The 26,317-nt window shown below is 67.6% G+C and carries 27 protein-coding genes and 1 rRNA gene; 13 read left to right on the top strand and 15 right to left on the bottom strand.

What is annotated here, in order from left to right:
• The first annotated feature begins 135 nt into the window (after positions 1–135).
• Positions 136–252: ribosomal RNA gene (gene rrf, locus AC5592_RS34035) — 5S ribosomal RNA — on the top strand.
• A 49-nt stretch (positions 253–301) separates the two neighbouring features.
• Here rrf and AC5592_RS34030 read toward each other — a convergent pair.
• The 3 genes from AC5592_RS34030 to AC5592_RS34020 are packed head-to-tail and all read right to left on the bottom strand — an operon-like array spanning position 302 to position 1,525.
• Entirely contained in the window at positions 302–760 is a 459-nt protein-coding gene (locus AC5592_RS34030; RefSeq protein ID WP_063066553.1) for an SRPBCC family protein, read from the bottom strand.
• The gene (locus AC5592_RS34025; protein ID WP_036506198.1) at positions 757–1,107 is read right to left on the bottom strand and encodes an ArsR/SmtB family transcription factor; all 351 of its coding nucleotides are present in this window, start codon (positions 1,105–1,107) and stop codon (positions 757–759) included. The genes AC5592_RS34030 and AC5592_RS34025 overlap by 4 nt, the downstream gene beginning before the upstream one ends.
• Positions 1,108–1,150: 43 nt before the next feature.
• Positions 1,151–1,525: a nuclear transport factor 2 family protein gene (locus AC5592_RS34020; protein ID WP_063066552.1), complete on the bottom strand. Its 375-nt coding sequence runs from the start codon at positions 1,523–1,525 to the stop codon at positions 1,151–1,153.
• A gap of 98 nt (positions 1,526–1,623) precedes the next feature.
• Here AC5592_RS34020 and AC5592_RS34015 point away from each other — a divergent pair, with 98 nt between their 5' ends.
• The 4 genes from AC5592_RS34015 (at position 1,624) to AC5592_RS34000 (ending at position 6,372) form a co-directional block, all read left to right on the top strand.
• Positions 1,624–2,604, top strand: a complete 981-nt coding sequence (locus AC5592_RS34015; protein ID WP_063066555.1) for an RNA polymerase subunit sigma-70 — start codon at positions 1,624–1,626, stop codon at positions 2,602–2,604.
• A 193-nt stretch (positions 2,605–2,797) separates the two neighbouring features.
• Positions 2,798–3,469 carry a TetR/AcrR family transcriptional regulator gene (locus tag AC5592_RS34010; RefSeq protein ID WP_306304686.1) on the top strand — a complete coding sequence of 224 codons (672 nt, stop codon included), beginning with the start codon at positions 2,798–2,800 and terminating at the stop codon, positions 3,467–3,469.
• 48 nt (positions 3,470–3,517) lie between these two features.
• On the top strand, positions 3,518–5,434 hold the full coding sequence (locus AC5592_RS34005; protein ID WP_063066551.1) for an NAD-binding protein: 1,917 nt from the start codon (positions 3,518–3,520) through the stop codon (positions 5,432–5,434).
• Between the two features lie 77 nt (positions 5,435–5,511).
• On the top strand, positions 5,512–6,372 hold the full coding sequence (locus tag AC5592_RS34000) for an alpha/beta hydrolase family protein (protein ID WP_063066550.1): 861 nt from the start codon (positions 5,512–5,514) through the stop codon (positions 6,370–6,372).
• Positions 6,373–6,406: 34 nt separating this feature from the next.
• Here AC5592_RS34000 and AC5592_RS33995 read toward each other — a convergent pair whose 3' ends face one another.
• Positions 6,407–6,589, bottom strand: coding sequence for a hypothetical protein (locus tag AC5592_RS33995; RefSeq protein ID WP_232329674.1), 183 nt, complete (start codon positions 6,587–6,589; stop codon positions 6,407–6,409).
• On the opposite strand from AC5592_RS33995, the gene AC5592_RS33990 reads away from it, so the two are divergent.
• Positions 6,567–8,135: an MFS transporter gene (locus AC5592_RS33990; protein ID WP_232329672.1), complete on the top strand. Its 1,569-nt coding sequence runs from the start codon at positions 6,567–6,569 to the stop codon at positions 8,133–8,135. The two genes, AC5592_RS33995 and AC5592_RS33990, sit on opposite strands and share 23 nt — an antisense overlap.
• Positions 8,136–8,141: 6 nt before the next feature.
• Here AC5592_RS33990 and AC5592_RS33985 read toward each other — a convergent pair whose 3' ends face one another.
• Positions 8,142–8,570 (bottom strand): SHOCT domain-containing protein, encoded by a 429-nt coding sequence (locus tag AC5592_RS33985; RefSeq protein ID WP_036506181.1) that lies wholly within the window; start codon positions 8,568–8,570, stop codon positions 8,142–8,144.
• Positions 8,571–8,725: 155 nt separating this feature from the next.
• Complete coding sequence (locus AC5592_RS33980) at positions 8,726–10,810, bottom strand: prolyl oligopeptidase family serine peptidase (RefSeq protein ID WP_063066548.1); 2,085 nt, start codon at positions 10,808–10,810, stop codon at positions 8,726–8,728.
• A 131-nt stretch (positions 10,811–10,941) separates the two neighbouring features.
• On the opposite strand from AC5592_RS33980, the gene AC5592_RS33975 reads away from it, so the two are divergent.
• Positions 10,942–11,967, top strand: coding sequence for a dipeptidase (locus AC5592_RS33975; RefSeq protein ID WP_063066554.1), 1,026 nt, complete (start codon positions 10,942–10,944; stop codon positions 11,965–11,967).
• A 78-nt stretch (positions 11,968–12,045) separates the two neighbouring features.
• Positions 12,046–13,449, top strand: a complete 1,404-nt coding sequence (gene lpdA / locus AC5592_RS33970; RefSeq protein WP_063066547.1) for a dihydrolipoyl dehydrogenase — start codon at positions 12,046–12,048, stop codon at positions 13,447–13,449.
• Positions 13,450–13,523: 74 nt separating this feature from the next.
• Here the strand turns inward: lpdA and AC5592_RS33965 are convergent, their stop codons facing one another.
• Complete coding sequence (locus AC5592_RS33965; RefSeq protein ID WP_051025220.1) at positions 13,524–13,922, bottom strand: winged helix-turn-helix transcriptional regulator; 399 nt, start codon at positions 13,920–13,922, stop codon at positions 13,524–13,526.
• A 116-nt stretch (positions 13,923–14,038) separates the two neighbouring features.
• On the opposite strand from AC5592_RS33965, the gene AC5592_RS33960 reads away from it, so the two are divergent.
• Entirely contained in the window at positions 14,039–14,893 is an 855-nt protein-coding gene (locus AC5592_RS33960; RefSeq protein WP_063066546.1) for an SDR family oxidoreductase, read from the top strand.
• Between the two features lie 67 nt (positions 14,894–14,960).
• Here the strand turns inward: AC5592_RS33960 and AC5592_RS33955 are convergent, their stop codons facing one another.
• Positions 14,961–15,377, bottom strand: coding sequence for a VOC family protein (locus AC5592_RS33955; protein WP_063066545.1), 417 nt, complete (start codon positions 15,375–15,377; stop codon positions 14,961–14,963).
• Positions 15,378–15,536: 159 nt separating this feature from the next.
• On the opposite strand from AC5592_RS33955, the gene AC5592_RS33950 reads away from it, so the two are divergent.
• Complete coding sequence (locus AC5592_RS33950) at positions 15,537–16,352, top strand: TetR/AcrR family transcriptional regulator C-terminal domain-containing protein (RefSeq protein ID WP_063066544.1); 816 nt, start codon at positions 15,537–15,539, stop codon at positions 16,350–16,352.
• 19 nt (positions 16,353–16,371) lie between these two features.
• Here the strand turns inward: AC5592_RS33950 and AC5592_RS33945 are convergent, their stop codons facing one another.
• The 3 genes from AC5592_RS33945 to ramB all read right to left on the bottom strand — a co-directional run bounded on the left by AC5592_RS33945 (position 16,372) and on the right by ramB (position 19,245).
• On the bottom strand, positions 16,372–16,911 hold the full coding sequence (locus tag AC5592_RS33945) for a carboxymuconolactone decarboxylase family protein (RefSeq protein ID WP_036506172.1): 540 nt from the start codon (positions 16,909–16,911) through the stop codon (positions 16,372–16,374).
• Positions 16,912–16,998: 87 nt separating this feature from the next.
• The gene (locus tag AC5592_RS33940; protein ID WP_063066543.1) at positions 16,999–17,700 is read right to left on the bottom strand and encodes an alpha/beta fold hydrolase; all 702 of its coding nucleotides are present in this window, start codon (positions 17,698–17,700) and stop codon (positions 16,999–17,001) included.
• 135 nt (positions 17,701–17,835) lie between these two features.
• Entirely contained in the window at positions 17,836–19,245 is a 1,410-nt protein-coding gene (ramB, locus tag AC5592_RS33935) for an acetate metabolism transcriptional regulator RamB (RefSeq protein ID WP_036506169.1), read from the bottom strand.
• 93 nt (positions 19,246–19,338) lie between these two features.
• Here ramB and AC5592_RS33930 point away from each other — a divergent pair, with 93 nt between their 5' ends.
• Positions 19,339–20,907, top strand: a complete 1,569-nt coding sequence (locus AC5592_RS33930) for an ATP-dependent DNA ligase (RefSeq protein ID WP_036506167.1) — start codon at positions 19,339–19,341, stop codon at positions 20,905–20,907.
• Between the two features lie 208 nt (positions 20,908–21,115).
• On the opposite strand, the gene AC5592_RS33925 is transcribed toward AC5592_RS33930, so the two are convergent.
• The 3 genes from AC5592_RS33925 to AC5592_RS33915 all read right to left on the bottom strand — a co-directional run bounded on the left by AC5592_RS33925 (position 21,116) and on the right by AC5592_RS33915 (position 23,657).
• On the bottom strand, positions 21,116–21,556 hold the full coding sequence (locus AC5592_RS33925) for a DUF4254 domain-containing protein (RefSeq protein ID WP_036506165.1): 441 nt from the start codon (positions 21,554–21,556) through the stop codon (positions 21,116–21,118).
• Positions 21,557–21,632: 76 nt separating this feature from the next.
• Positions 21,633–22,928 carry an erythromycin esterase family protein gene (locus AC5592_RS33920; protein ID WP_063066542.1) on the bottom strand — a complete coding sequence of 432 codons (1,296 nt, stop codon included), beginning with the start codon at positions 22,926–22,928 and terminating at the stop codon, positions 21,633–21,635.
• 72 nt (positions 22,929–23,000) lie between these two features.
• Positions 23,001–23,657 (bottom strand): CatB-related O-acetyltransferase, encoded by a 657-nt coding sequence (locus tag AC5592_RS33915; RefSeq protein ID WP_036506162.1) that lies wholly within the window; start codon positions 23,655–23,657, stop codon positions 23,001–23,003.
• A gap of 124 nt (positions 23,658–23,781) precedes the next feature.
• On the opposite strand from AC5592_RS33915, the gene AC5592_RS33910 reads away from it, so the two are divergent.
• A complete protein-coding gene (locus AC5592_RS33910; protein ID WP_036506161.1) occupies positions 23,782–24,405 on the top strand; it encodes a TetR/AcrR family transcriptional regulator in 624 nt (207 codons plus the stop codon).
• Between the two features lie 3 nt (positions 24,406–24,408).
• Here AC5592_RS33910 and AC5592_RS33905 read toward each other — a convergent pair whose 3' ends face one another.
• Positions 24,409–25,440 (bottom strand): glycoside hydrolase family 113 protein, encoded by a 1,032-nt coding sequence (locus AC5592_RS33905; protein ID WP_063066541.1) that lies wholly within the window; start codon positions 25,438–25,440, stop codon positions 24,409–24,411.
• Between the two features lie 104 nt (positions 25,441–25,544).
• Here AC5592_RS33905 and AC5592_RS33900 point away from each other — a divergent pair, with 104 nt between their 5' ends.
• The gene (locus AC5592_RS33900; RefSeq protein WP_232329670.1) at positions 25,545–26,168 is read left to right on the top strand and encodes a TetR/AcrR family transcriptional regulator; all 624 of its coding nucleotides are present in this window, start codon (positions 25,545–25,547) and stop codon (positions 26,166–26,168) included.
• The last annotated feature ends 149 nt before the right edge of the window (positions 26,169–26,317 follow it).

The following is a 26,317-nucleotide window of genomic DNA, read 5'->3' as shown; positions in this document are numbered from 1 at the left end:
TGCTCGTGTGTTGGGAAGGAGCGGGGACCTGGTGTCTCCGAGCCCCTTGTTCTGGTTTCGGCCGGAACACGAGGGGGTGTTCGAGGGGAAGCCCCTCGATTCCTTCCTGTCACGGGTGTGACAGTTTCATAGAGTTACGGCGGCTATAGCGGTGGGGAAACGCCCGGTCCCATTCCGAACCCGGAAGCTAAGGCCACCTGCGCCGATGGTACTGCACTCGCCAGGGTGTGGGAGAGTAGGACACCGCCGGAACATACATTCGCGAAGGCCCCCAACCACCAGGTTGGGGGCCTTCCGCATTTCATCGGCTCGACATTTCCCGCAGGCGTTCGCCCAGGGTGGCGAGCTGTTCGCTGGTGCCGTGCTCGCGCCATTCCGGCTTTTCGTGGTCGTCGAGGTAGGCGCCGTGTTCGGTGAGGGTCAGCCGGGTGCCGGCCGCGGTTTCGGCGAATTCGACGGTGGTGAGCGAGACCGTCACGACAGCGTCGTCCACGCCCATCGTGGAGGTGTACACGATGCGTTCGGAGGGGACGATCTCCTGGTAGGTGGTGGTGAAGGTCATCCGCTTGCCGTCGTGTACGCCGGCTGCGATCTCGCGGCCCCCGACACGGAAGTCGAGCTCGTGTTCGGTACCGGGCGCGCTGAACCACTCGGCCTTGCGTTCCGGTTCGGCCCATGCGCCGAAAACCGCTGCGGGAGTGACGGGATAGTCGCGTTCGAGGGTGAACGTGGAATGGACCAGGGAATGCGTGGTCGTCATGGCGACTCCTCGGGTTCGGGGGTGGTGTGCTCGGCGAGAGCTGCGCCGAGCGCGTCGAGGCGGCGTTCCCACGGGGTCTGCCGCGCGTGCAACCAATCCTCGGCGGGACGCAGCGCATCGGGCACCAGATGGCAGGTGCGCACCCGGCCGACCTTCTCCGACCGCACCAGCCCGGCGTCCTGCAGTATCTGCAGATGCTGCACGACGGCCGCCAGGCTCATCTCCAGCGGCTCGGCCAGGGCGCTGACTGCCGCCGGTCCCCGGCCGAGCCGTTCGAGTAGATATCTGCGAGTGGGGTCGGTGAGCGCCCGGAAGATCAGGTCCAGCCGCTCGGTTTGGTTAAGCACCTACTTAAGTGTAGAAGCTCTGCCCTGATAGTCAAGTAGTTACTTAACTGTTGTTGCTCGCGCGTGCGGCTTCGAACGGCAGCCGGTCGAAGATGAAGCGGCTGGCTGTGATTCGGCCGTCGACGACGGTAACCAGTTCCGCCGCAGGGGCGCTCGGTACCGGGAGGGTCGCGGTGTCGTAGCAGACCAGAGCGGTGGTCTCGTCGCCGAAGGCGGCGAACATTGTTGCGCCGGTGAGGATTCGAGTGAAAGGTTCCATGAAGTCGCGATAGGCGGCCGCGCCTTCGATGCGGCCGGCGGGGGCATCGCAGACGATGTCGTCGGCGACGTAGGACATCGCTCGATCGAGGTCCTTTCCGGTCCAGGCCTCGAAATAGGCGAGGGCCACCCGGGCCGCGGGGCTGTGGTTTCCGATCATGTCGTCCTCTTCTCCGGTCGATGGAACCCTGCACCGATATAGACACCGGCCGGGCGCGGAACGGACCGGCTGTCGGTGCCCGATGTGACGATGGGGCGATGACGGAGTCGTCGATGGCCCCGGGCGTGGATGAGCAGACCTTTCGTGAGCTCACCGAGCCCTATCGGGCCGAGTTGCGCACCCACTGCTATCGGATGCTCGGGTCGATGTACGACGCCGAGGACGCGTTGCAGGAGACGCTGCTCGCGGCGTGGCGGGGTATGGCCGAATTTCAGCAGCGGTCGTCGATGCGGACCTGGCTCTATCGGATCGCGACCAATCGGTGCCTCAATGTTCGCCGGTCCGCACTGCGCCGGCCGGTGGCGCCGTTGCCCTTCGACGCGCCGGAGCCGACTCGTCACGGGGAGGTGAGCTGGCTGCAGCCGTGTCCGGACGCGCTGCTGGATCCGCAGCAGGTACTGACCGCACGCGCATCCGTCGAGTTGGCGTTCATCGCCCTGCTGCAACAACTTCCACCGCGCCAGGCCGCCGTGCTCGTCCTGCGTGACGTGCTCGAGTTCAGCGCGGCGGAGGTGGCCGGCCTGCTCGGCCTCACTCCCGTCGCCGTCAAGGCGGCATTGCAGCGGGCTCGTGAACGTCTGGCTCGCCACGGGGGCGGGCGTCCGGAGCCGAAGCCGGGGTCGCCCGCGGAGCGAGGACTCAGCGAGCGCTTCGCGCGGGCCTTCGAGGCTGCCGATGTCGGCGCCGTGGTCGAGCTGCTCACCGACGAGGCGTGGCTGACCATGCCGCCGTGGCCGCACGAGTATCACGGCCGGGCGGCGATCGGTGAATTCCTTCGCGGTATTCCGGCATTTCGGGATCGTGCGGAGATTCGGCTGCAATCGGTGCGGGCCAACGCCCACCCCGCATTCGGCTGCTATTCCCGCCGGGCGGACGGATCGTTTCGGGCGACCGGACTTCTGGTGACGACGCACGGCCCGGACGGTATTTCCGCGCTCGCTCATTTCCCGCCCGCCGACAACTTCCCGCGCTTCGGCCTACCGTTGGCGCTGCCGCCGGGTGGCGCGACTATTTCCTGATGGAATCGTTGTCGAAATAAAACCTAGAAAATTCCTTCAAACTCTTCCGTTGTATAGGTGTTATCGACTATCCTCCGTTTCGGCAAACCATCCGCGACAGGAAGAGCGCAGTCGTTGCACCGGCGCTCCGACCATATAGACAACTTCCGGCTAACGCGCGGTCAGTCGGAGGTGTAAGCGAAGGGCCCGATCCATGACGAGGGAATCGGGCCCTTCGGTATTGTCTGGCGCAATGTCACAGGAAACGAACGCGGGTAGGATGTACGCCGGACAGCCCGTAGAAGACCGGCAGCGGCAGCGACGTGCGCGTTTTCTGGAATCTGGTCTGACAGTGTTCGCCAGAGACGGGTATGCCAATAGCTCGGTCGGAGCCATTTGCAAAGACGCCGGACTTTCCTCGCGTCAGTTCTACGAGGAGTTCACCGGTCGCGAATCGTTGCTGCTGGAACTCTACGAACAGATCGACCGGGAATCCCGGGACGCGGTCGTCGCCGCGTTGGACGCGCATGCCGATGCGAGCGCCATCGAGATCATCGACGCCGGGGTGCGCGCCTATATCGAGTCCATCGGGCGCGATCCGCGCAAGGCCCGCGTCGCGCTGGTCGAGGTGGTCGGCGCCGGGCCGAAGGTGGAGAAGTTCCGGCTGGAGTTGCGTCGCGCCTGGGGTGCACTGCTGGCCGGAGCCGCCGAGGATGCGGCGCTGCAGGGCGAGATCCCCAGCGGCGACTACGAAACGCGCATGCTCGCCATCATCGGTGCGGTGAACTACGTGGTCGACGAGTGGAGCGGTTCGGAGCCGCGCCGGCCCCTCGATGAGGTGATCAGGGTGCTGCGCCGGGTCATCATGGGTGCGGTCAGCGCCTGATCGACGAAGCGTCGTGCCGCCGAACGGGATTCGCTTTAGCATCGAGAGGTGCATGTTTCGCCGGGGGGCGGGCAGTCCCCGACATTCGTCGTCTGCGGAGACAACCCGCTCGTCCACCAGCTGGCCCTGCAGCTGACCACCCGGTTCGCCGATGCCACCGTGACCGCGGTACTGCCGAACCGCAACGGCAGCTACGTTCCACAGCTGGAGAAGTTGGCGCGGGTGCGAATCCTGTGCGCCGAGCGCCTGGACGAGACCGTCCTGCGCGCGGCCGGGGTGGAGCGGGCCCGAGCGCTGGCCCTGGTGGATCAGGCGGACGTGGAGAACTTCCACGCCGCGCTGCGCGCCCACGAACTCAATCCGCGGATCCGGCTGGTGATCCGAATGTTCAACACCGGCTTGGGTTTTCGCATTCGCCGGTTGTTCTCCGACTGTGTGGTGCTGTCGATCTCGGAGATGGCCGCCCCGTCGTTCATCGCCGCGGCCCTCGGCGAGAAGGCGCAGGACTATCTGCGGCTGGGCGAACGCACCCTGTACGTCGCCGCGGCCGGTGATGCGCCGCCGGATCGGGTGGTGGCCGGGCTGGCCGGCGGACCGGGCGCAATCGCGTTGCGCTCGCCGCACGCACCGGCGGACCGGGTGCTGGCGCTGGCCGGGCGGGTGCCGTATTCGCCCGGGGCGCGGCGCCGCTGGCTGAACCAGCTGCGCTATCTGGTCCGTCACGATCTGATCCGGCTGCTGCTGGTGATGCTGATCATCATCGCGGCCGTGTGCGTCATCATGGTGCTGATCGGAAACAGCTGGGGCACAGCGGTATACGAAACGTTGCTGGATTCGGCGGGTGCGGCGCAGCCGGAGCCGGCCCGCGAACCGCTGTTCAAGATCCTGCAATTGGGGGTGGTCTTCACCGGGCTGGCGATGACGCCGGTGGTCACCGCGCTCGTGGTGGGTGGCGTGTTGCGGGCGCAGCTGTCGGAATATTCGATCGACCCCTCACGGATGGAAAACCACGTGGTGGTCGCGGGATTGGGCAATGTCGGAATGCGCGTGGTGGAACAGTTGCGCGACCTCGACGTGCCGGTGGTCGGGCTGGACTACGACGAGAACGCGCGCGGTATCGCGCTGGCGCGCAGCCTGGGGGTGCCGGTGGTGATCGGTCAGGCCACCTGGGAGGACACGTTGCGCGCGGTGGGTGTGCCGAAGGCGCGGGCGCTGGTTCTGCTGACCTCCAGTGACGCGGTGAATCTGGAGGCCGCGATGCTCGGGCAGTCCTATCGTGACGACCTGCGGGTGGTGCTGCGCGTCTCCGACGACGACCTGGCCGACCGGGTCCAGCGCAGTCTCGGGAAGGCGGTGGTGCGCAGCGTCTTCCAATTGGCCGCGCACGGCTTCGCCGCGGCCGTGGTGGAGCGGCGAGTGATCGCCACCCTGACGATCAACCAAGCCACCCTGCTGGTCGCGGAGGTGCCGGTGGAGCCCGGATCGGCGCTGATCGGGTTACGGATCGCCGACCTCGGATCGGCGGAACACACCCGGGTGATCGCGGTGCAGCCGGCGGTCGGGGACGCGCCGGAATGGCAGCCTGCGGCGCAGACGGTGCTCGCCGCGGGCAATCAGCTGGTGGTGGTGGCGACCCGGCGGGGACTCGACGAACTGCTGGAGGTCAGTTGTGCGCCCGCGGTGAACGAAACGGCACGCGAGGCCATCGCGGCGGCTGAGGGGCTGGTCGTCGACGCGGCGGAAAGGCTGGTCGTCGACACGGCGGAGGAGTTGGTCGTCGGCGCGGCGGAGGAGCCGGCCGTCGACGCGGCGAACGTGATCGCCTCCGACGGCAGGGCCGAGGAGCCGGTCGCCGACGCGGAGGCTCGAGGCCCTGGCGACGGGCGGGCCGGAGACGCGGCAGACCGGGAGAGCGGACAACGATGTGCGGACGGGTCGGCCGAGCCGGATGCGGTGGGCTCCTGAGCTTCGTGAACCGACGTAGCCGGGAGTTCGGGCCTCGCCCGCGCTTACCTGGGCACGCGTCGCGGTAGCGTGCGCGTATGGAGACGATTCCGATCCAGATGCCGGACGGGTCGACGGTGCCGGTGCGGTTCGTCGCCGCGAGCGGCCCGCACCGGCATACCATCACCGCGGATGCCCCGCGGCCGGTCATCGTGATCATTCCGGGATTGGGTGTGCCGGGTGAGTACTACGGGGATTTCGCGCGCGAGCTGGCGCGGCGCGGATTCGATGCGGCGATCGGGGAGTTGCGGGGCAACGGTGACAGCCGGCCGAAGCCGAGCCCGTCGAGTACCTACGGCTACCACGAGTTGGTCTCGGTCGATTTTCCGGCGATCTTCCAGGCCGTTCGCACCCGTTTCCCGGACAGCACGCCGATGCTGCTCGGGCACAGTATGGGTGGTCAGCTCGGGGTCATGTACGCCGCACGGATCCGCGGCCGGCTGGGCGGGCTGATCCTGATCGCCTCCGGCACTCCCTACTACCGGGGTTACGGCGGGATCGCCCGCTCCGCGATGCTCGTCGGACCGGCCGCCATCTCGCTGACCGCGAATCTCGCCGGGTTCTGGCCGGGGGATCGCATCACCGCCGGGGGTTTCGGCCGGCAGTCCAAGGTACTGATCTCCGATTGGGCGCGGCTGGCCCGCACCGGCCGGTTCGTACCGGTCGGCGCCGATATCGACTACGACGAGCGCATCGCGCGGCTCACCCTGCCGGTCCTCTCGATAACCATGAGCGGCGACGATCTCACCCCCCGCAGTTCGGCCGCGCATCTGCTGGAGAAACTTCCCGGGGCGCGCGTGAGCACCTGGCACGAGCCGAAACCGCTGGGGCACAACGGCTGGATCATCGATCCGGAATCGACCGTGGACCGCATCGAGAAGTGGGTGCGCGACCTGTAGCCGAACACCGGCCGATTCCGGGCCCGCGAGTGCTTCAATGGACGAATGCGCAGGTGGGTCGTCCGCCGACACCGATGCTCAGGCCGTCGTCTCGCGTCGGCTCGGCAACGAGCGCGGCGGGAGTGACGACGCGCGCGAGCGCCGCCTCCGGATCCACACTCGTCTTGACGGTGCTGGGCTCCGGCCAATTCTTGATGACCCTCGACAGTTCGGTCATGAACGTCTCGATGGCGACGGTCGCCCACGACGTCGGCACGACGATCACCGGAATCCAAACCGCCATCACGCTGTACACGCTGGTGATGGCATCGCTGATGGTCACCGGCGGCAAGGTCGGGACGATTCTCGGGCGGCGGCGGGCATTCGGCGTGGGACTGGTCGTCTACGGTGCGGGCTCACTGGTCACCGGGTTGGCGCCGAATCTGGGGGTGTTGCTGCTGGGCTGGTCGCTGCTGGAGGGCATCGGGGCGGCGCTGATCATGCCGGCGATCGTGTCACTGGTGGCGGCGAACTTCGGCCGCGAACGCCGCGCCGCCGCATACGGTCTCGTCGCCGCGGCCGGTGCGATGGCCGTGGCGGTGGGCCCGCTCCTGGGCGGGGCGGTGACGACCTTCGCGTCCTGGCGGTACGTGTTCTTCGGCGAGGTCGTGGTCGTGGTGGCGATCCTGCTGGTGCTGCGCCGGGTGGCGGACGTGCCGGCGCAGCGGCTGCATCTGGACCTCCTGGGTTCGGTGCTGTCCGTCGTCGGGCTGGGGGCCGTCGTCTTCGGCGTGCTGCGGTCCAGCGAATGGGGTTGGATTCGCCCGCGTCCCGGCGGTACCGCGATCGCGGGTCTGTCGCCGGTGATCTGGTTGATCCTGGCGGGTCTGCTGGTGCTGTACGCCTTCCTGCGGTGGCAGCACCGGCTGGTGCGATCCGGCGGGGAGCCGCTGGTCGACCCCCGGTTGTTCGCCAATCGCCGACTCGGTGGCGGATTGGCGATGTTCTTCGCACAGTTCGCGATTCAGGCCGGGGTGTTCTTCTCGGTCCCGCTGTTCCTGTCGGTGGTGCTCGAATTGAGTGCGCTCGAAACCGGTGTGCGCATCCTTCCGCTGTCGATCGCGCTCGTCGCCGCCGCGGCCGGAATTCCGAAATTCTTGCCGCATGCGAATCCGCGGCGGGTGGTGCGCCTGGGACTGGGTTCGATGATCATCGGGATTCTGTTGCTCGCCGGCGGCATGGACCCGGGGGCCGATGCCGGTGTGGTGGCCGTGCCCATGCTGTTCATGGGACTCGGCTTGGGTGCGCTGGCCTCGCAGCTCGGGGCGATCACCGTATCGGCGGTGCCGGATTCGCAGAGTGCGGAGGTCGGCGGCCTGCAGAACACCGCGACCAATCTCGGCGCCTCGCTCGGCACCGCGCTGATCGGTTCCATTCTCATCGCCACGCTGACGTCCTCGGTGATCAGCGACCTCGAGCACAATCCCGCGGTGCCGCCCTCGGTCTCGCAACGGGCCACCACCGAACTGGCCGACGGCGTGCCGTTCATGTCCGATACCCAGTTGCGACAGTCGCTCGACGCGGCCGGGGTCGACACATCGACCGCCGACACGGTGGTCGCGGTCAACTCCGACGCTCGCCTGCTGGCGTTGCAGGTAGCCTTCGCGGTGACGGCGCTGCTGGCCGTCACCGCCTTGTTCTTCACCGGCCGGCTACCGCGGCGGGCCGTCGGCTCCGATCCGGACGCCGGCACCGTGGCCGACGAACGGACCGGAGCCGGGTAGCCGCCGCTACCGTGCCGCCATATTGCCGCGGTCGGCGGTGCCGGGGGTGGCGCCGTTGTGACCGAGTGCGCGGGCCTTCAGCTGGTCGAATTCGGCGGCATCGATCGTGCCGGCGTCGAAGAGGGCCTTGGCGTCGGCGATCTGTTCCGCCGGTGACTTGCCCGCCACCTGCCGGATGTAGTCGTCGGCCGCCTGCTTGGCCTCCGCATGAGCCTGCTGGGAGCGCACGGCCATACCCTTTCCCCGGACGATCAGATAGACCAGTGCGGTGATGTACGGGAATATCACCAGTCCGATCACCCAGGCGGCCTTGGCGATGCCCGACACCGTGTGATCGCGGAACAGATCGGCCAAGATCTGGAACAGGATGATCAGATAGGCCACGAAGGCGAACACCAGAATCGTGTACCAGACGTAGTCCCAGAACGTATCCATGATGTGTGCTCCTCTCGGGAGAACCCGCTACCGAACCGCGGTGGTCGGCGAGGGTGTTCTCGAACCGAGAATGGCAGTGAGCCGAATCACACTCCAGAGACCGAAGACCCTGATCGATGGGGGTCTTTGGTCATCTGTGCCGCGAAATCCCGACATCAGGCGGTGGTGCGCCGCTCGATCAGCATCTGGGTGAAGAACTCGTAGATCAGCGCGGATTGGAAGGCCATCTGCTTGTTGTCGGCCGCGCCGCCGTGACCGCCCTCGATGTTCTCGTGGTACCAGACGGTCCGCCCCTGAGATTCCAGCAGCGCCGCCATCTTCCGGGCGTGGCCGGGGTGGACCCGGTCGTCGCGGGTGGAGGTGGTGAGCAGGATCGGCGGGTAGGGGCGCGCCGGGTCGGCCGCCATCGCCCGCTGATAGGGCGAATACCTGCTGATGTACTCCCACTCCTCGGGTTTGTCCGGGTCGCCGTATTCGGCGATCCAGGACGCGCCCGCCAGCAGCAGGTGGTAGCGCTTCATATCCAGCAGCGGTACCTGGCAGACGATGGCGCCGAACAGTTCCGGATAGCGGGTCAGCATCACACCCATCAGCAGGCCACCGTTGCTGCCGCCGACCGCGCCGAGTTGTCCCGCGGTCGTGATGTCCCGCGCGACCAGGTCTTTCGCGACCGAGGAGAAATCCTCGTAGACCTTGTAGCGGTTGGCCTTCTGCACCTGGGTGTGCCATTCGGGCCCGTACTCACCGCCGCCGCGAATGTTGGCCATCACCCAGGTGCCGCCACGTTCGAGCCACCCCATGCCGGAGGCGCCGCTGTAACCGGGGGTGCGGGAGACCTCGAAGCCGCCGTACCCCGACACGACGGTCGGGCCGGGCGTGCCCCGGTGGTCGCGGTGGCGAATCACGAAGTATGGCACCATGGTTCCGTCGTCGGAGCGCGCGAAGAACTGCTCGGTGTCGATGCCCTCGGCGTCGAAATATGCCGGTTCCCGCTTGAGGGCCACCGCCGGACTGCCCACCGAACCGGCCAGCAGTGTCGCGGGGGTGGTGAAACCGCTTGTGGTGAGCATGAATTCGTCACCGCTCTCCAGCGGATCCAGGTTCATGACGTTCGTGGTCGCCATCGGCGGGGTGTCGGCGAGCGGTTCGCGAGTCCAGCCCGAACCCGGGGTCGTCGCCGAGGCGGGAGTCAGCACGTACAGCTTGGTCTGCACGTCCTCCAGCGTGATCAGCAGCAGGTGGTTCTCGGTCCAGCCGTAGCCGTGCAGTGAGGTGTGTGCGTCGGGTTCGAAGACGACCTCGAAATCGCGCGCACCGTCGAAGAATTCGCCGATATCGATGGCCAGCAGAGCGCCGGCGGGGTAGCTGCGGCCCGCTACCTCCCACGGCGATTTCAACTGCACCAGCAGCCAATCCTTGTACCAGGATTCGGACGCGTCGGTGGGTACGTCGATATGGCGCAGCGTGCCGTCGCGGTCCAGCAGATAGACCGATTCGTTGAAGAAGTCGGTGGCGCGGGCGACGTAGTGGCGTTCGTATCCCGGCGTGCGGTCGTAGCCCGCCGAGACCATCACATCGCCCGGCTCGCCCTCGAAGACGGTGTCCGCCTCCGCCAGCGGGGTGCCGCGGCGCCAGCGCTTGGCCAGACGCGGATATCCGGAGTCGGTGAGTGTGCCGGGGCCGAAATCGGTTCCGACGTACACGGTGTCGGCATCGATCCAGCGCACCTGCGACTTGGCCTCGGGCAGGTGGAAGCCGCCCGCCGCCGCCGGGCGGAATTGCCGTGTGGTCAGATCGAATTCGCGCACCACCTTGGCGTCCGCTCCGCCGCGCGACAGGCTGATCAGGGCCAGTTCCTGGTCCGGGCGCAAGACCGCCGCCCCGCCCCAGACCCAGTTCTCGTCCTCGGCGACGGCCAGGGCGTCCAGGTCGATGAGCACATCCCAGGCCGGATCGTCGCCGCGGTATTCGTCGAAGGTGGTCCGGCGCCACAGCCCGCGGGGGTGTTCGGCGTCGCGCCAGAAGTTGTAGAGCCAGCGTCCGCGCCGGGTCGGGTACGGGATGCGGGTGTCGGTGTCGAGCATGGCGAGGATGCGATGGTCGAGGGCGTCGAACCGATCGGAGGTGGCGAAGCGTTCCATCACCACCTCGTTGTGGGCTCGTGCCCAGGACAGGGCACGTTCGCCGGTGACATCCTCGAGCCACAGGTACGGATCGGTTGTTTGCTCGGCGCCGCTCATGGGTCACATTCTGGCCTACCGGGCGGTCCGCCGAGGGGTGAGAGGTGCATCGCGCCGTGTCTCGGCGCCCGCGCGGCCGGCGACTCCGTACAGTTGCTGGACGCCCCGGGAAGGCCGGAAGGAGGACCGTGGTGGCATATCCGCTCTGGGAGCAGCACTGTTGCCTGCCGATCCTCCCGTCCGCCGATATCACCGAATTGACGCGCTACCCGGCCGGGTCGTATCTGTCGGTGAATGTGGGGTATTCACTGCATTCGATCGAGGATGCGCTGGCCATGCTGCGTCTGCTGCGCCGGAATGCGCTGGCGGACGGGCATTTCCGGCTCGTCGAGTCCGTGGGCGATATCGAGGTGACATCCGGTTCCGAAGGCCGCATCGCGCTGGCCTTCGATCTCGAGGATTCGCGTCCGCTGGACGGCGATCCGGACAACATCGCGCTGTTCCACTCGCTCGGCGTGCGTTCGCTGCTGCCGACCTACAACCATGCCAACGCGGCCGGCGGCGGATGCCTGGATCCGGACGATCGCGGACTGACGACGTACGGGCGCACGATCATCCGCACGCTGGGCGAGGTCGGGATGTTCGCCGACGGTTCGCACTGTTCGCGGCGCACGGGCCTGGATATCGCGGAGGTCGCGGGCGGGCCGATGATCTACAGCCACTCCAATTTCGCCGCGCTGTGGCCACATCCGCGCAATATCGGCGACGACCAGGCGCGTGCGTGCGCGGCGACCGGTGGGGTGATCGGAATCAACGGGGTCGGAATCTTTCTGGGCCGCAACCGCGTCGAGGGACGGGCCGCGCGCATCGAGGCGATGGCGGACCACATCGCCTACGGCGCCGAACTCGTGGGTGTCGAGCACATCGGGATCGGTTCGGACTTCTCGTTCGACGGGGACCAGTTCAACGCGGAGATCGCGGCCGCGCCGGAGAATTTCTCGGAGGATTACACGCGGTGGGGGCCACTGCAGTGGGTGCCACCGGAGGATCTACTGGGCCTGCCACCGCACCTGGGGACGGATGTGCACAACCCGGACGCCCGGCCCCGCGTCGCCGGACTGGACGAGGTCCTGGCCCGCCGGGGTTTCACCGATGCCGAACGCGCGGCGATCTTCCACGGCAATTTCGCCCGTGCCGCACGCGAGGTCTGGGCATAGACGCACGCTGTGGCCGCCCTCTCACCCCTGCGGGGGATGGATGAGTGAGCTTTCGGCAACAGCGCTAGGCTCGTTGCCGTGACTTCCCACTACGATGTCGTCGTTCTCGGCGCTGGTCCCGGCGGTTACGTCGCCGCGATCCGCGCCGCTCAACTCGGCCTGCGAACAGCGATCGTCGAGCAGAAATACTGGGGTGGCGTGTGCCTGAACGTCGGGTGCATTCCGTCCAAGGCACTGCTGCGCAACGCGGAGCTGGCCCATATCTTCACCAAGGAAGCGAAGACCTTCGGTATCTCCGGACAGGCGAGCTTCGACTTCGGTGCCGCCTTCGATCGAAGTCGTAAGGTCGCGGACGGCCGGGTCAAAGGCGTCCACTTCCTGATGAAGAAGAACAAGATCGACGAGTTCGACGGGAAGGGCACCTTCACCGACGCGAACACGCTCTCCGTCGAGCTGAGCAGCGGCGGCACCGAAACCGTCACCTTCGACAACGTCATCATCGCCACCGGCACCGAGACCAAGCTGCTGCCGGGCACCTCGCTGTCGCAGAACGTGGTCACCTACGAGGAGCAGATCCTGACCCGGGATCTGCCGGGGTCGATCCTGATCGTCGGCGCGGGCGCGATCGGCATGGAGTTCGGGTACGTCCTCAAGAACTACGGCGTGGACGTGCGGATCGTCGAGTTCCTCGACCGCGCGCTGCCGAACGAGGACGCCGACGTCTCCAAGGAGATCACCAAGGCGTACAAGAAACTCGGCATCACCATCACCACCGGTGCCTCGGTGCAATCCATCGAGGACAACGGTTCCAAGGTCACCGTGTCGATCAAGGACAACAAGTCCGGTTCGGTCGAGACGATCACCGTCGACAAGGTGTTGCAGGCCGTCGGTTTCGCGCCGCGGGTCAAGGGCTACGGCCTGGAGAACACGGGCGTGCAGCTCACCGACCGTGGCGCCATCGCGATCGACGACTACATGCGCACCAACGTGCCGCACATCTACGCCATCGGCGACGTGACCGCGAAACTGCAGCTGGCCCACGTGGCCGAGGCGCAGGGTGTGGTCGCGGCCGAGACGATCGGCGGCGCGGAGACGCTGCCGCTGGGTGACTACCGGATGATGCCGCGCGCGACGTTCTGCCAGCCGCAGGTCGCCAGCTTCGGCCTCACCGAACAGCAGGCTCGCGACGAAGGGTACGACGTGAAGGTCGCGACCTTCCCGTTCACCGCGAACGGCAAGGCGCACGGCCTGGGCGACCCGACCGGTTTCGTGAAGCTGGTCGCCGACGCGAAGTACGGCGAGCTGCTCGGCGGCCATCTCATCGGTCCCGATGTGTCGGAGTTGCTGCCCGAGTTGACCCTGGCCCAGAAGTGGGATCTGACCGTCAACGAATTGGCACGCAACGTGCACACTCACCCGACGTTGAGCGAGGCACTGCAGGAAGCGTTCCACGGTCTCGCGGGACACATGATCAACTTCTGATCCTCGCGTTCACGGCCCGGTGCCAGCGAATTCGGCTGGTACCGGGCCGTTTTCGTGGGGATAGGGTGAACCGATCAGTCGCGGTGGTAGGTGTCCTGCGCCGCCGAGATGGTGTCGATGTTGTCCTCGAGGATCGCGATCAGTCCGTACAGCTGATCGGCAACCTGCGCGCCCAGGCCGGTGAGGGTGTATTCGACGCGTGGCGGGATGGTCTGCTGCACTTCGCGGTGGATCATGCCGTCGCGTTCCAGGGCCTGCAGGGTTTGCGACAGCATGCGCTCGCTGATGCCGTCGACGCGGCGGCGTAGCGCGCTGAAACGGTAGGGACCTTCGCGCAGCGCGACCAGGGCGAGTGCGCCCCAGCGGCTTGCGACATTCTGCAGCACCGGCCGGGAGCGGCAGTTGCGTGCGAAGACGTCGGCTTCCAGGGTCGGATCGGCGTCGTCCGCCGATCGCAGTTGCCGGCTCGTCATGGCCTCGATGCTACCCATCGCTGTAGTAGTGACGTTCTCATCTGCGGTGCGGGAATTTTAAGTACTAACTAATAGTTAGTGCAGATGTTCCGTACATCAGATCTGGAGGTTGGGTTATGACCGTCGCCGTCACCGGGGCAAGTGGGCAGTTGGGCCGTCTCGTCGTCGAGGCGCTGTTGAACAGGAATGCGGGGCCCGTCGTCGCGGTTGTCCGGGACCCGGCCAAGGTCGCCGATCTGGCAGAGCGCGGTGTGCGGGTGCGGCAGGCCGCTTATGACGATCCGGAAGCCCTCGATCGCGCGCTCGCGGGTGTGGATCGGGTATTGCTGGTGTCGGGCAACGAATTCGGTGTGCGGGTCGACCAGCACGCCAATGTCTTGCGCGCCGCCGAGCGGGCCGGCGTGGAACTGCTGGCCTACACCAGCATTCCGCGCGCCGAGGAGAATCCGATGATTCTCGCGCAGGAGCATCGTGGCACCGAGGAGGTGATCGCGAAATCTGCTGTGCCGCACGTATTCCTGCGCAACAGCTGGTACTGGGAGAACTATCTGAACGGTCTGGACGCGACGCTCGAGTCGGGCGTGCTGTACGGCGCGGCCGGCGACGGACTGGTCGCCGCTGCCGCGCGGGCCGACTATGCCGAGGCCGCCGCGGTGGTGCTGACCACCGACGGTCATGCGGGACGGATCTACGAGCTCGGTGGCGACGAGCACCTGTCGCTCGCCGATGTGGCACAGGTGATCTCGACTGTTTCCGGAAAGCCGGTGCGGTATCAGGATCTGCCGCAGGACGAATACCTGGCGGGATTGGAAAAGGCCGGGATACCTGGCGATTTCGCGCGGGTGCTGGCCGATTCCGATACCGGACTGCGTGCGGGGTGGCTGGATGTGACCAGCGGCGATCTGCAGAAATTGATCGGCCGGCCGTCGACTTCGGCGGCCGAGGTATTGAGGCGCGCTCTCGCTGAGTGAGCGGGTGCTCCGGTGGCCCCGAACGGTGCCCGGCGTCGGGTCGAGACGTCGGGCACCGGGCGCGGAATCAGGATTCGGTGCTGTTCGCGTCGTAGACGCTCGGGTCGCCCACCCACTGGACCAGTTGGATCACGATGCCGTTCGGGTCGACCGCCTGGAAGTAGCGCTCGCCCCACGGCTCTGTTTCGATCGGCGTCGCGATCTCGACCCCTTCGGCCCGGACGCGCTCGTATTCCGTGTCGATGTCGTCGACGGTGAACACGACCAGCAAGCCCTGTCCGGCCGTGCTCGCGATCCGGGCGGGCTTGAAGGTCTCCAGTCCGGTGCGCAGGAAGATCACGTTGAACCCGGCGTCGGGGCGCGTCAGCGACACGAATCCGTCGGCCGACATCTCGACGGTGAACCCGAAGTGGGTGCTGAGGAAGGTCGCCGACGCCTCCGGGGCGGGAACGTTGAGCGAGACGGCGGATGCGGTGATGTTCACGGTCCTCCTCGGGGTGGGCGCACGGCTGCGAGCCGTGCGATCCAGAAACTCTCTACTATGTATACAGTACAGCGTAGAGAATTATTCCTGCGCGGGGCGACTCGATACGATGCGCACGACGCCGGACCGCGGCGGCACGCAACGACACCGGGAGATCGGGTGCGAGAGAATTCGGGCGAGGAGTGGCCCCACCGGGCGCGCGCCACCGGTGAGCGATCCGGCGCCGGCGATCCCGCTCGCACGCTGGAGTTGCTCTGGCGGCAGCCGGGCCGCGCGCCGACGCGCGGCCCCAAACAGCGCAGCAGTGTCGACGAGGTGGTGGCGGCGGCGGTGGATATCGCCGATTCCGAGGGTTTGGCGGCGCTGACCATGCGAGCGGTCGCCGCGAAACTCGGGCTGACTCCGATGGCCACCTACACCTATGTGCCCGGTAAGGCGGAGCTGCTCGACCTCATGCTCGATTGGGTCTACGCCCGGATGCCGCGCCCGGAACTGACCGGAAAGCCCTGGCGGGAACGCGTTGCCGCCGTCGCGCGGGACAATCGCACGATGCTCGCCCGCCACCGCTGGGTCGCCTATGTGCCGACCACGCGGCCACCGCTGGGCCCCGGGCTCGCCGCGAAATACGACCACGAACTGAGCGCCTTCGACGGGCTCGGGCTGAGCGATGTCGAGATGGATGCGGCGCTGACCTACCTCCTCGGCTTCGTCACCGCGGTGTCTCGCATCGCCATCGACACCGACCGAGCGTCCGCCGACAGCGGACTGTCGGACCGCGAATGGTGGGAACGCACCGCCCCGGTGCTGGAACAGGTCTTCGATCCGCAGCGTTATCCGCTGGCCGCGCGGGTCGGCTCGGCCGCCGGACAGGCGCACGACAGCGCCTACAACGCCGACCACGCCTGGGATTTCGGTCTGGCGCGCGTTCTGGACGGCCTGGCCGTCCTCGTCGAACGGTCCGGAACTTCCGAATGAGCCGCCGGATCCGTCCGGCTCAGTGGTCGGTCTGGATGCGCAGGGCGGTGATGGTGCTGGCGAGACCTTCGTATTGATTTGCCAGCAGCACGATTTCGATGAGGCGCTTCTCGTCGTAGTGCTGCGCCAGGGCGGACCAGGTGGCGTCGTCGACGTCGCGGGTGGTGACCAGCTGGTCGACCGCGGTGAGCAGCGCGCGTTCCTTGTCCGGCCAGCCTTCGGCGTCGGGGCCGGTGCGCAGGCGCGCCAGGATGTCCTTGGTGACACCGGCGCGTTTGCCGAGACGGATGTGGTGGTCGGTCTCGTATTCGCAGTTCCGTAGATGCGCGACGCGCAGGATGACCAGTTCGGTCTCGTAGCGCGAGAGCTTTCCGCCGGGCATCAACCGGCCGGAGAAATGCAACCAGCCCCGGAACAGGCCGCCGGTGCGGCCGAGCGTGCTGAACAGGTGGGCGTCGTCGGTGCCCGCCGCGCGGGAAAGCACCTGCCAGACAACCCAATTCACCGGACCCAGTTCGCGCAGGCGACCGGGTGCGATCCGTGGCTCCGTCGACACCATGCCCCACGCTAACAAAAAGCGCGCACCGGCGGGCGCGGCTCACCACCGGCCCGGGCCGGCAGATTCCGCCTGCCGGCCCGGGGCGGATCAGCGCTGAGCGGCCAGGAGGATCAGATCGGCCACGGCCCCGGGATCGGACACGGAAACCGCGTGCGATGCCCGGACTTCGACGGTGTGCGCGGCGGCCCGTTCGGACATGAACCGCTGGGACTCCACGGGGATGTTCTTGTCCTCGGTGGTGACCAGCGAATAGGAGGGAACGGCGCGCCATGCCGCTGCCGAAGCCGGTTGCTCCAGTGCGGCGAGCGCGACCGGGCGCTGGGTGATCGCCATGGCGGCGGCGATGTCGGCCGGCACGTCGGCGGCGAATTGGGCGGGGAATTTGTCCTGGCGGATGTGGAGTTCGGTGCCCGCCGCCCCGGGAAGCGAGTGGGCGACGGTGGTGGGCGCGAGCGTGGAACCGGGGAACTTGCCGGTCAGTTCGAGCGCGTTCTCGCCCTCCGCGGGGATGAAGGCCGCGATGTAGACCAGGGCCGTGACCGCGGGCCGGTCGTGCGCGGCGACGGTGATGACACTGCCGCCGTAGGAATGACCCGCGAGGACGATCGGGCCCTCGATGGTGTCGAGGACCGAGGCCACGTAGGCGGCATCGGTGTCGAGGCCGCGCAAGGGGTTGGCGGCGGCCACCACCGAGTAGCCCTCGGCGCGCAGGCGTGCGATGACGCCGTTCCAACTGGATGAATCGGCGAAGGCGCCGTGGACGAGGACGATGGTCGGTTTCGTGGTCATGGACGTACTCCTCGGGAGGATCGGATCGCGGCTCCTCGAGTGTCGAGCACGCGCCGTCCAGCCGCCCCTCGCTGTGGGCCGGGTTTCCACTGAATCGGGACATCGTTCGCGCGGAACACGCCGGAGTCCGTGGGCTCAGCGCAGGACGTACGGCGAGATCGAGCTGCGGTGTTCGCTGATGTCCAGGGATTTACCCAGCGGCGGGAACGCGCGCTGCGGACAGTTGGCGCGTTCGCAGACCCGGCAGCCGGCGCCGATCGGCGTGGCCTGGGGTTCGTTGAGGTCCAGGCCGTCGGCGTAGACCACGCGTCCGGCATGCCGCAATTCGCAGCCGAGGCCGATGGCGAAGGTTTTGCTGGGTTGTCCGTAGCGGGTGGCGCGCCGCTCCACCGTGCGCGCGATCCACAGGTACTTGCGGCCGTCGGGCATCTGGGCGATCTGCGTCATGATCCGGCCGGGATAGGCGAAGGTCTCGTACACATTCCACAGCGGACAGGTTCCGCCCGCGGAGGAGAAGTGGAAACCGGTGGCGGACTGGCGTTTCGACATATTTCCCGCCCGGTCCACGCGCACGAAGGAGAACGGCACCCCGCGCAGTTTGGGCCGCTGCAGGGTGGAGAGCCGATGGCAGATCGTTTCGTAGCTCTGCGCGAAGAACGCCGACAGCCGTTCGATGTCGTAGCGGAAATCCTCGGCGACCTCGTGGAAATGCGAATAGGGCAGCACCGTGGCGGCGGCGAAGTAGTTGGCGAGGCCGAGTTTCGCGAGCGTGCGGGTGTCCTCGGAGGCGAAATTGCCTTCTTCGACCAGTTTGTCGATCAGATCACCGCATTCCAGGTACGCCAGTTCCGTGGCGAGCTTGAAGACGCGCTGACCGCCCGACAGATGCGGGGCGATCTCGAGCTTGCGGGCCTCGGGGTCGTAGCGGTGCAGCACACCGTCACCCAGGTCGATCCGCTCGACGATCTGCACGCCGTAACCGGTGGTGAGCCGGCGGGTGAGCTCACGTCGCAGATCACCACCGTGCAGGCGCATACGGGTCGCCAATTCCTCTGCGGCGGTGTCCAATTCGTGAATGTAGTTCTGGCGCTGATAGAAGAAGTCGCGCACCTCCTCGTGCGGTCGGGAGATGGCGCCCGACCCGCTGCCGTCGGAGAAGCGGTCCTCGGTGGCCGCGGCCAGCTGTGCGGTGGTGTTGCGGTAGCGGCGGTGCATGTTCACCAGCGCCCGGGCCAGGCTGGGATGGGCCGACACCATCTCGGCGATCTCCTGCGCGTCGGCCTCGATCCCGAGTTCGGTGTCCATCACCACCTCCTGCAGCTCGGCGATCAGGCGAGTGTCGTCCTGGGAGGCGAAAAAACTGGTGTCTACGCCGAACACCTCACTGATCCGCAACAGGACCGGTACGGTGAGCGGACGCACGTCGTGTTCGATCTGGTTGAGGTAGCTCGCCGAGATCTCCAGCTTCTTGGCGAGCGAGATCTGGCTCAGCCCTCGTTCGGTGCGCAGCTGTCGCAATCGCGCTCCGACGTAAGTCTTGGCCATATGCCCAGACTATGGACCTTTCGCAAAGCTGCCAATGGAGAATTAGCAGTGGACTCGAGCTATATGTCACACCGAGCGGCTACCGTCGAGTCCGTGCTGCTTTCGGATGTGGTCGCGGCGTCGGATTCGGTGCGGGCATCCGCGTCGCGCAAGGTCAAGATCGCGGGTCTGGCCGAATTGCTGAGCCGGGCCGAATCAGGCGAATTGATGCCGGTCGTCGCGTGGATTTCCGGTGAGCTACCGCAGGGCAGGCTGGGCGCGGGCTGGCGGACGGTCGCCGGGATCGAGGTGGAACCGGCACCCGAATCGACGCTCACCGTGGCCGCGGTCGATCAGGCGCTGACGGAATTGGCGGCGGTGGCCGGCTCCGGATCGGTCGCGCGGCGGCGGGAACTGCTCACCGCCCTGCTCGCCCGGGCGACGGATGCCGAACGGGCCTTCCTGATTCGCCTGCTGACCGGCGAGCTGCGCCAGGGCGCGCTCACCGCGATCGTCGCCGAGGCGGTGGCCGAGGCGGCCGACGTGCCGGCCGAACTGGTGCGCCGGGCCTACATGCTCTCCGGGCGCCTGCCGGTGACCGCCGCCGCGGCCATCTCCGGCGGCGCGGCGGCACTGTCGGAATTCCGGCTGGAGGTCGGCCGACCGATCCAGCCGATGCTGGCCTCGCCGGGGGCCACCCTCGACGACGTGCTCGGTGAATTCGCGGGCGATGTGAGCGTGGAGCACAAACTCGACGGTGCGCGGATCCAGGTGCACCGCAAGGGTTCTCGGGTCTGGGTGTTCACCCGGACGCTGCGTGACATCACCTCCGGCGTGCCGGAACTGGTGCAGCTGGTCTCCGAACTGCCCTGTGACAGTGTGGTTCTCGACGGCGAGACGCTGGCGCTCACCGATTCCGGCCGGCCGCGCCCGTTCCAGGAGACGATGAGCCGGTTCGCCGCCGACCCGGCCTCGGAGGAGCCGCGGCTGACGGTGAAGTCGAGCAGGGAACTGCTGCTGCATCCGTACTTCTTCGACTGTCTGCACCTGGACGGCCGGGATCTGCTCGATGCCCCGCTGCGCGAGCGCAGGGTGGCGTTGGCGAAAGTGGCGGGCGCGCAGATGATTCCGGCACTGATCGATCCGGAGCCCGAGGCCGTCGCGGAATATTTCGACGGCGCGCTGGCCGCCGGGCACGAGGGCATCATGATCAAATCACTGTCCGCGCCGTATGCGGCCGGCCGCCGCGGACGGGCGTGGCAGAAGATCAAACCGGCACACACCCTGGACCTGGTGGTGCTCGGCGCCGAGTGGGGATACGGTCGCCGCACCGGATATCTGTCGAATCTGCACCTGGGCGCGCGCGATCCGCACGGGGGCGATCCGATCATGGTCGGCAAGACCTTCAAGGGGCTCACCGACGCCCTGCTGCAGTGGCAGACCGCGGAATTCCCGCGTCACGAACGCGCCCGCGACGGCCATACCGTCTATCTGTGGCCGGAGCTGGTCGTCGAGATCGCCCTGGACGGGGTGCAGACCAGTTCGCGCTATCCCGGCGGCGTGGCACTGCGGTTCGCACGGGTGGTGCGCTATCGGCCGGACAAGGAACCCGCGCAGGCCGACACCATCGATGCCGTGCGCGCGCTGATGCCCGCCGGACCGCCGGCCGCGGCGACCGCCTGAGGTACTACCCGGACGGCGCCGACCTGCGGAAACGGCCGCATTGCGCACCTGCCAGCGGGTTCCCAGGACCATCCGGGGGAATCTCGAGGATGTCGGCGCAGGATCGGTGTGTCGGGTCGCCCCGATGCGGATCGACTGCCCTGATCCGCTCAACCCCAGCGATCGGCGGCGTCGGTTCCCTCGCCCGCGCCGCCGTTCGGCCGGTGGTTCACTCCTCGTCGCGATGACCGCTGAGATCGGGCAACCGGCACAGGCCCGCGGTCACCTCACCGGCCAGATGGTCGTAGGCCACCGCCAATTCCGACAGCCGCCGCCAGGCATCGTGGATCACCCGGTCGGGTTCGTGCGTCAACGTCAGATAGGCCAGTGCGGAGAACTGGGCGAGCCGGTCGATCACCGTGCCGACCGTTTCGGTGTGCATCCGTGCGCCGCCGTGCGCCCGAGGTAATTCGGTGGCGACCCAGCGATCGATATCGGAAACCAGTTGTGCCCGATCGCGATCGATGTCCAGGGTCGGCCCGGGCGCGGCGGACAGTCTCTGCTCGTGCAATTCGCTGAGGCGGCACGCGCATTTCAGCACGGGATGACCGTCATAGGTCAGACCCCGGCAGGCCTCCAGCAGAAGGTGTTTGGGTGGGAGCGATTCCACGACCGTAATACTCCACGCCCAATGTTTCTGATTGGCATCGCTGCGCGCGGCGGAGGCGGCCGAATGCCGATGGGTCTCAGCGCGTTCCGCTGTCCAGGTCGGCCACGGTGGAGATCCGGGTGTCGAGCATGGCGTCGAAGGCATCGAGGACCGGGACGTGAAGGTAGGCGCTCTGCAGCCGGGTGCGGTCCGGACGCGCGTCCGAACCGCTGATCTCGCCGCGTGCGCGGCGCAGGTCGGCAAGCCCGGGTCCGACGCCGGCCTCGGCGAAGGCGGCTTCGATGCTGCCGGGCTCACCCGGCTGCACAGGTGTTGCGGCGACGGTGAAGCCGAATGGCGCACTCTCGTCGGGGAGCATCTCCGCCGTTCGTCCCGCGGTACTGGTCAAGCCCAGGGCGAAGTAGTCGTCGCCGAGAGCGCGGTGCAGATAGTGCCCCATCGGAAATCCGGCCGGATGCTGCCCGTCGAACGAGACCGGCTCCTTCTGGATATGGGCGTTGTGGGCGGCCAGGACGATGCGGGTCCCGGGTTCGCAGCGGCGCAGATGCCACAGGACCGAATCGGCCATATAGCTGTCGCGCGCGGAGGTGTCGGCGGTGAGCCCGGCGCCGGCGAAAAGGTCTGCCATGGCGCCGAATCCGTAGTCGGCGTGGCAGGCCGCTTCGAGACGGTGGCGCGCGATGTCGTAGCCGCGCCGATCGCTGCGGGAGACGTACAGCGATTCGACGGCTCGGAAGCGGATCAGCAGGCGAGCCAGGTTCGCGCTGAGGGTGTCCCGATCGGAAGCCGGGAGCCGGGACCATGCCGGTGCGGCCGAGGCCGCGGACGCGCCGGCGAAGGATTCGGCGATCCGCATCGCCGTCTCCACCGCCGGCAGGGTCTGCGGATCGACCTCACGCAGGTAGTCGGCGACCGGGCTCAGCGCGGGAAGCAGGGAACCGCCGGCGGCCGGGATGTCGATGCCCGCGAAGCGCACCGGCGTGGCGGCGGTGCGGTTGTGCCGTCGGATCCAGCGCAACGGTGCGCCGACTCCGACCGGGATCGTCCCGGCCAGCCGGGCCGCCAACTCGTCGTCGGTCCCCGCGCCCTGCGCCCAGTCGTCGAGGAGTAGGCCTTCACTGAAGCCGAATTCGAAGGCCAGGACCGTGAAGCCGCAGCGTTCGACCAGGAAACGCAACAGGCGCCGGCGCATCTGCTGGAACTCGGTGATGAAGTGGGAGTTCTCGCCGATCGCGACCACTCGGGCCGCCCCGATGATCGCGCGTAGCGGTTCCAGGTCGTCGAGCGGGCCGTCGGGGTCGAGGTGTGTCACCGGCACGATGTGGTCGCGAAGCCAGTCGACAAGCGGGATGGGCGTGAGTGATTCGGACATGGCACTCGATTCCGGGGGTGATGCCGACCGGCGAGGCAGGCATCCGGGCGGGAAAGACAACCGCGTGGTGGGCTATACCGTCGGCGCGGGCGCCGCTTTCTCCAGGTCGTCGACGGTGCCGGACATGATCGTGCGGACGTGCTCGTCGATGTGCGCGAGCGGCCAGTCCCACCAGGCGAGGGCCAGCAGACGGTCGATCTCCGCCGCGCTGTAGCGGTGACGTATGAGCCGGGCCGGATTGCCGCCGACGATGCCGTAGTCCGGGACGTCGGAGGTCACCACGGAACCGGCGCCGACGATGGCGCCGTGGCCGATGCGCACTCCGGGCAGCACCGTTACGCCGTAGCCGATCCAGACGTCGTTGCCGACCACCGTGTCGCCGCGGTTGGGCAGCTCCATGAGCAGATCGACGTGCCGGGACCATGCGCCACCCATGGTGGGGAACGGGAAGGTCGAGGGCCCGTCCATGCGATGGTTGGCGCCGTTCATGATGAACCGCACGCCGGTGGCGAGGGCGCAGAACTTGCCGATGATCAGCTTCTCCGGACCGTAGTGGTACAGGACGTTGCGGGTCTCGAAGGTGGTGGGGTCGTCCGGATCGTCGTAGTAGGAGTATTCGCCGACCTCGATCAGCGGCGAGGTGACGAGGGGTTTCAGCAGGACGACCCGCGGCTGTCCCGGCATCGGATGCAGCGTGGTGGGGTCCGTGACGGGGAGTTGACCGGGCATACGAAAACCCTTCTGTCCGTGGCTGATCGGAAAGTGTGAAAATTCGCCTATCGCATTAATGCGACGAATGTTGCTTTAGGATGATGGCATACTCCCTCCCCGCCGAGCAACCGGATGAACGACGATGAACTCTGCAGCGAACGAGCCCGCGGCCGCCCGGCAGCCCACGTCACGACCGGGCGGGCGCACCGCTCGCATCCGCGAACACGTGCTGGCCGCGGTACAAGCCGAATTGACCGAGCACGGATACGACGCGCTGACCGTGGATGCGGTGGCGGCGCGCGCGGGCGTGCACCGCACCACGGTGTATCGGCGCTGGCGCGATGTCGGCGGCCTGATCGCCGACGTCTTCGCCGCCGCGAGCGATCTGGACTGGCAGCCGCGCGACACCGGCTCGCTGACCGGCGATCTCACCGAACTCAACCGGGAGATCCAGGATTCACTCACCGAGGAGTCGTCGATCGCCTCGGCGTTGATCGCGGTGTCCTTCCGCTCCGAGGACGCGGCGCGGGCGCTGCGGCAGCTGTGGGAGGACCGCTATGCGCAATGCGAGATCGTCGTGGAGCGGGCGATCCGTCGCGGCGAGATCCCATCCGAAACCGATACGCGCGCAGTGCTTGTCGCGGCAACCGCGCCGCTGTACCACCAGTTGGTGTTGTTGCGGACTCCGGCCGATCCGGAGGGGCCGCGACGGGCGGCCACCGCGGCGGTGCTGGCGGCGCGGGCGGGTGCGTTCGCCGCGGGGTAGGGCTTACGCGGCGCTGCCGTAGAACTCCGCGACGGCGGTGAAGGCGGCTTTCGGTTCCCAGGTCATATCCGGATAGGTGGTGCCGTAGCGGTTTTCGAGAACTTTCACGATGCCCAGCCCGGCGAGGTCGAGATCGTCGCGTGGGTCGCCGTCGGGGCGATGGGGATGGCTGTGCAGTGCGAACAGGAAGACGAAGGCGGAATCCACACCCTCGCTGTCGAAGATCTCGAGCAGTTCGCGCAGGTACGCGGCCTGTCCGGCCTCGTCTCGGACGTAGTCGCCGTCAAGCCGGAGCGGTGCTCCGGTGACGGGGTCGTAGTGGACGATCTCCATACTGCGCGGCGCGACGTCGGCCGAGCCGCGCCAGGTGGCGGTGCCGAATCCGGTGATCGCCAACGGTTTTCCCGGAGCGACCAGAGCGCGCACCCCCTCGCGGAACCGGTCGGCGACCTCGGCCGAGCGAATCAACTCGACCGAGACGACATCGAAAGGCTCCCAGTCGATCTGCTCGAACGGTATCGCGCAGTAGGTGAGTCTGCCGTGGAAATGTCGCCGGACCGCCGTCACCGCATCGCGCAGGAACTCGTCGAGGCGGGCGCTCACCTCGGCGATCCGGCCGGCGCGCTCGGCGGGCTCGGAGAACAGGTGGCCGACGCGATCCATCGCGGTGTCGCCCGGGAGGAAGCCCGGGTTCATCAGTGTCAGTTCGACGCCGGTGACGAAGACGACCTCCGCCCCGGTGCGCCGCAGGCGCTCGCCGCGCTGCGCGCATTCGGTGAACAGCGCGAGGATTTCGCCGTGGCTCAGTTCCAGAGGGTAGGGCGAGAGCCACACCTCGAGACCCAGCTCCGCGGCGCAGCGGGCGGCCAGTTCCAAGCGGTCCGGGTCGCCGCCGATGATCTGGACGGCTGTGCAGTGCAGATCATCGCGGATGATGGCCAGCTCACGACGCACCACTGCGGGGTCGAGTGCCGGGTGGGAGGTGGTGCCGTTGCGGACGAAGCCGGTGTCGTAGGTCATTCCTTTGCCACGCATGTGGATGAGCCCTTCTGTCTGGCGTGAGTCGCTACGCCACAAGCTGAGCATAAAAATTGCGTGCACGCAATTTTGCGTGAACGCACTTATGGCATCATGGATCCGTGACGACGACAGCGATGGGCTTGCGGGAGCGCAAGAAGCAGGCCACCCGGGTAGCGCTGCGGGAGGCGGCGATGCGGCTGGCGCTGGAACGCGGGCCGGACAACGTGCGGGTGGAGGACATCGCCGAGGCTGCCGGTGTGTCGCCGCGGACGTACAACAACTATTTCTCCAGCCGCGAAGAGGCGATCGTCGCCGCCGTCGCCGCGGAGCGGGAGGCGCGGGTCGCCGCGGCGATCGCCGAGCAGCCCGCGGACGCACGGCTGGCCTCGGCTGTCACCGCGGCGATCGTGGCGCAGTACACCGATCCGGGCGACCGGCATCGAGACGCCCTGCTGCTGATCACCACCCACCCGGCGCTGCGGGCGGCTTTCCTCGACACCACGACGGCGATCACGCCCGCACTCGAGGATGTGATCGCCGCGCGGCTGAGCGAAACCTCAGGACTCACCGCGCGAGTACTCGCCGCCGCCGTCGCTGCCGCGGTTCGCGTCGCGCTCGAACAATGGCTGCGCCCCGCCGAGGGTATCGCCGGCTTCGTCGTGCCCGCGGGATCGCTGCCCGAGCAGCTCCGGGCCGCGTTGGCTCCACTCGACCCGGCATTCGACGCGGCCGAGGGCAGGTGACCGCGCACCCGTGGGTGCGCGGTCACGCGCTCAGCCCAGGTCTGCCGCGGCGGATTCGTTGCCGGACAGGCTGATTCCGAGATTCGCCGCGGTGCGGTCGACGACGTCGTCGTCGCCCTGCTGCAATTCGATCGCCGAGCCGTCGGCAG

Source organism: Nocardia violaceofusca NBRC 14427, from assembly GCF_963869435.1.
Classification (GTDB): domain Bacteria; phylum Actinomycetota; class Actinomycetes; order Mycobacteriales; family Mycobacteriaceae; genus Nocardia; species Nocardia aobensis.
This window is presented reverse-complemented; position numbering and strand designations above follow the sequence as displayed.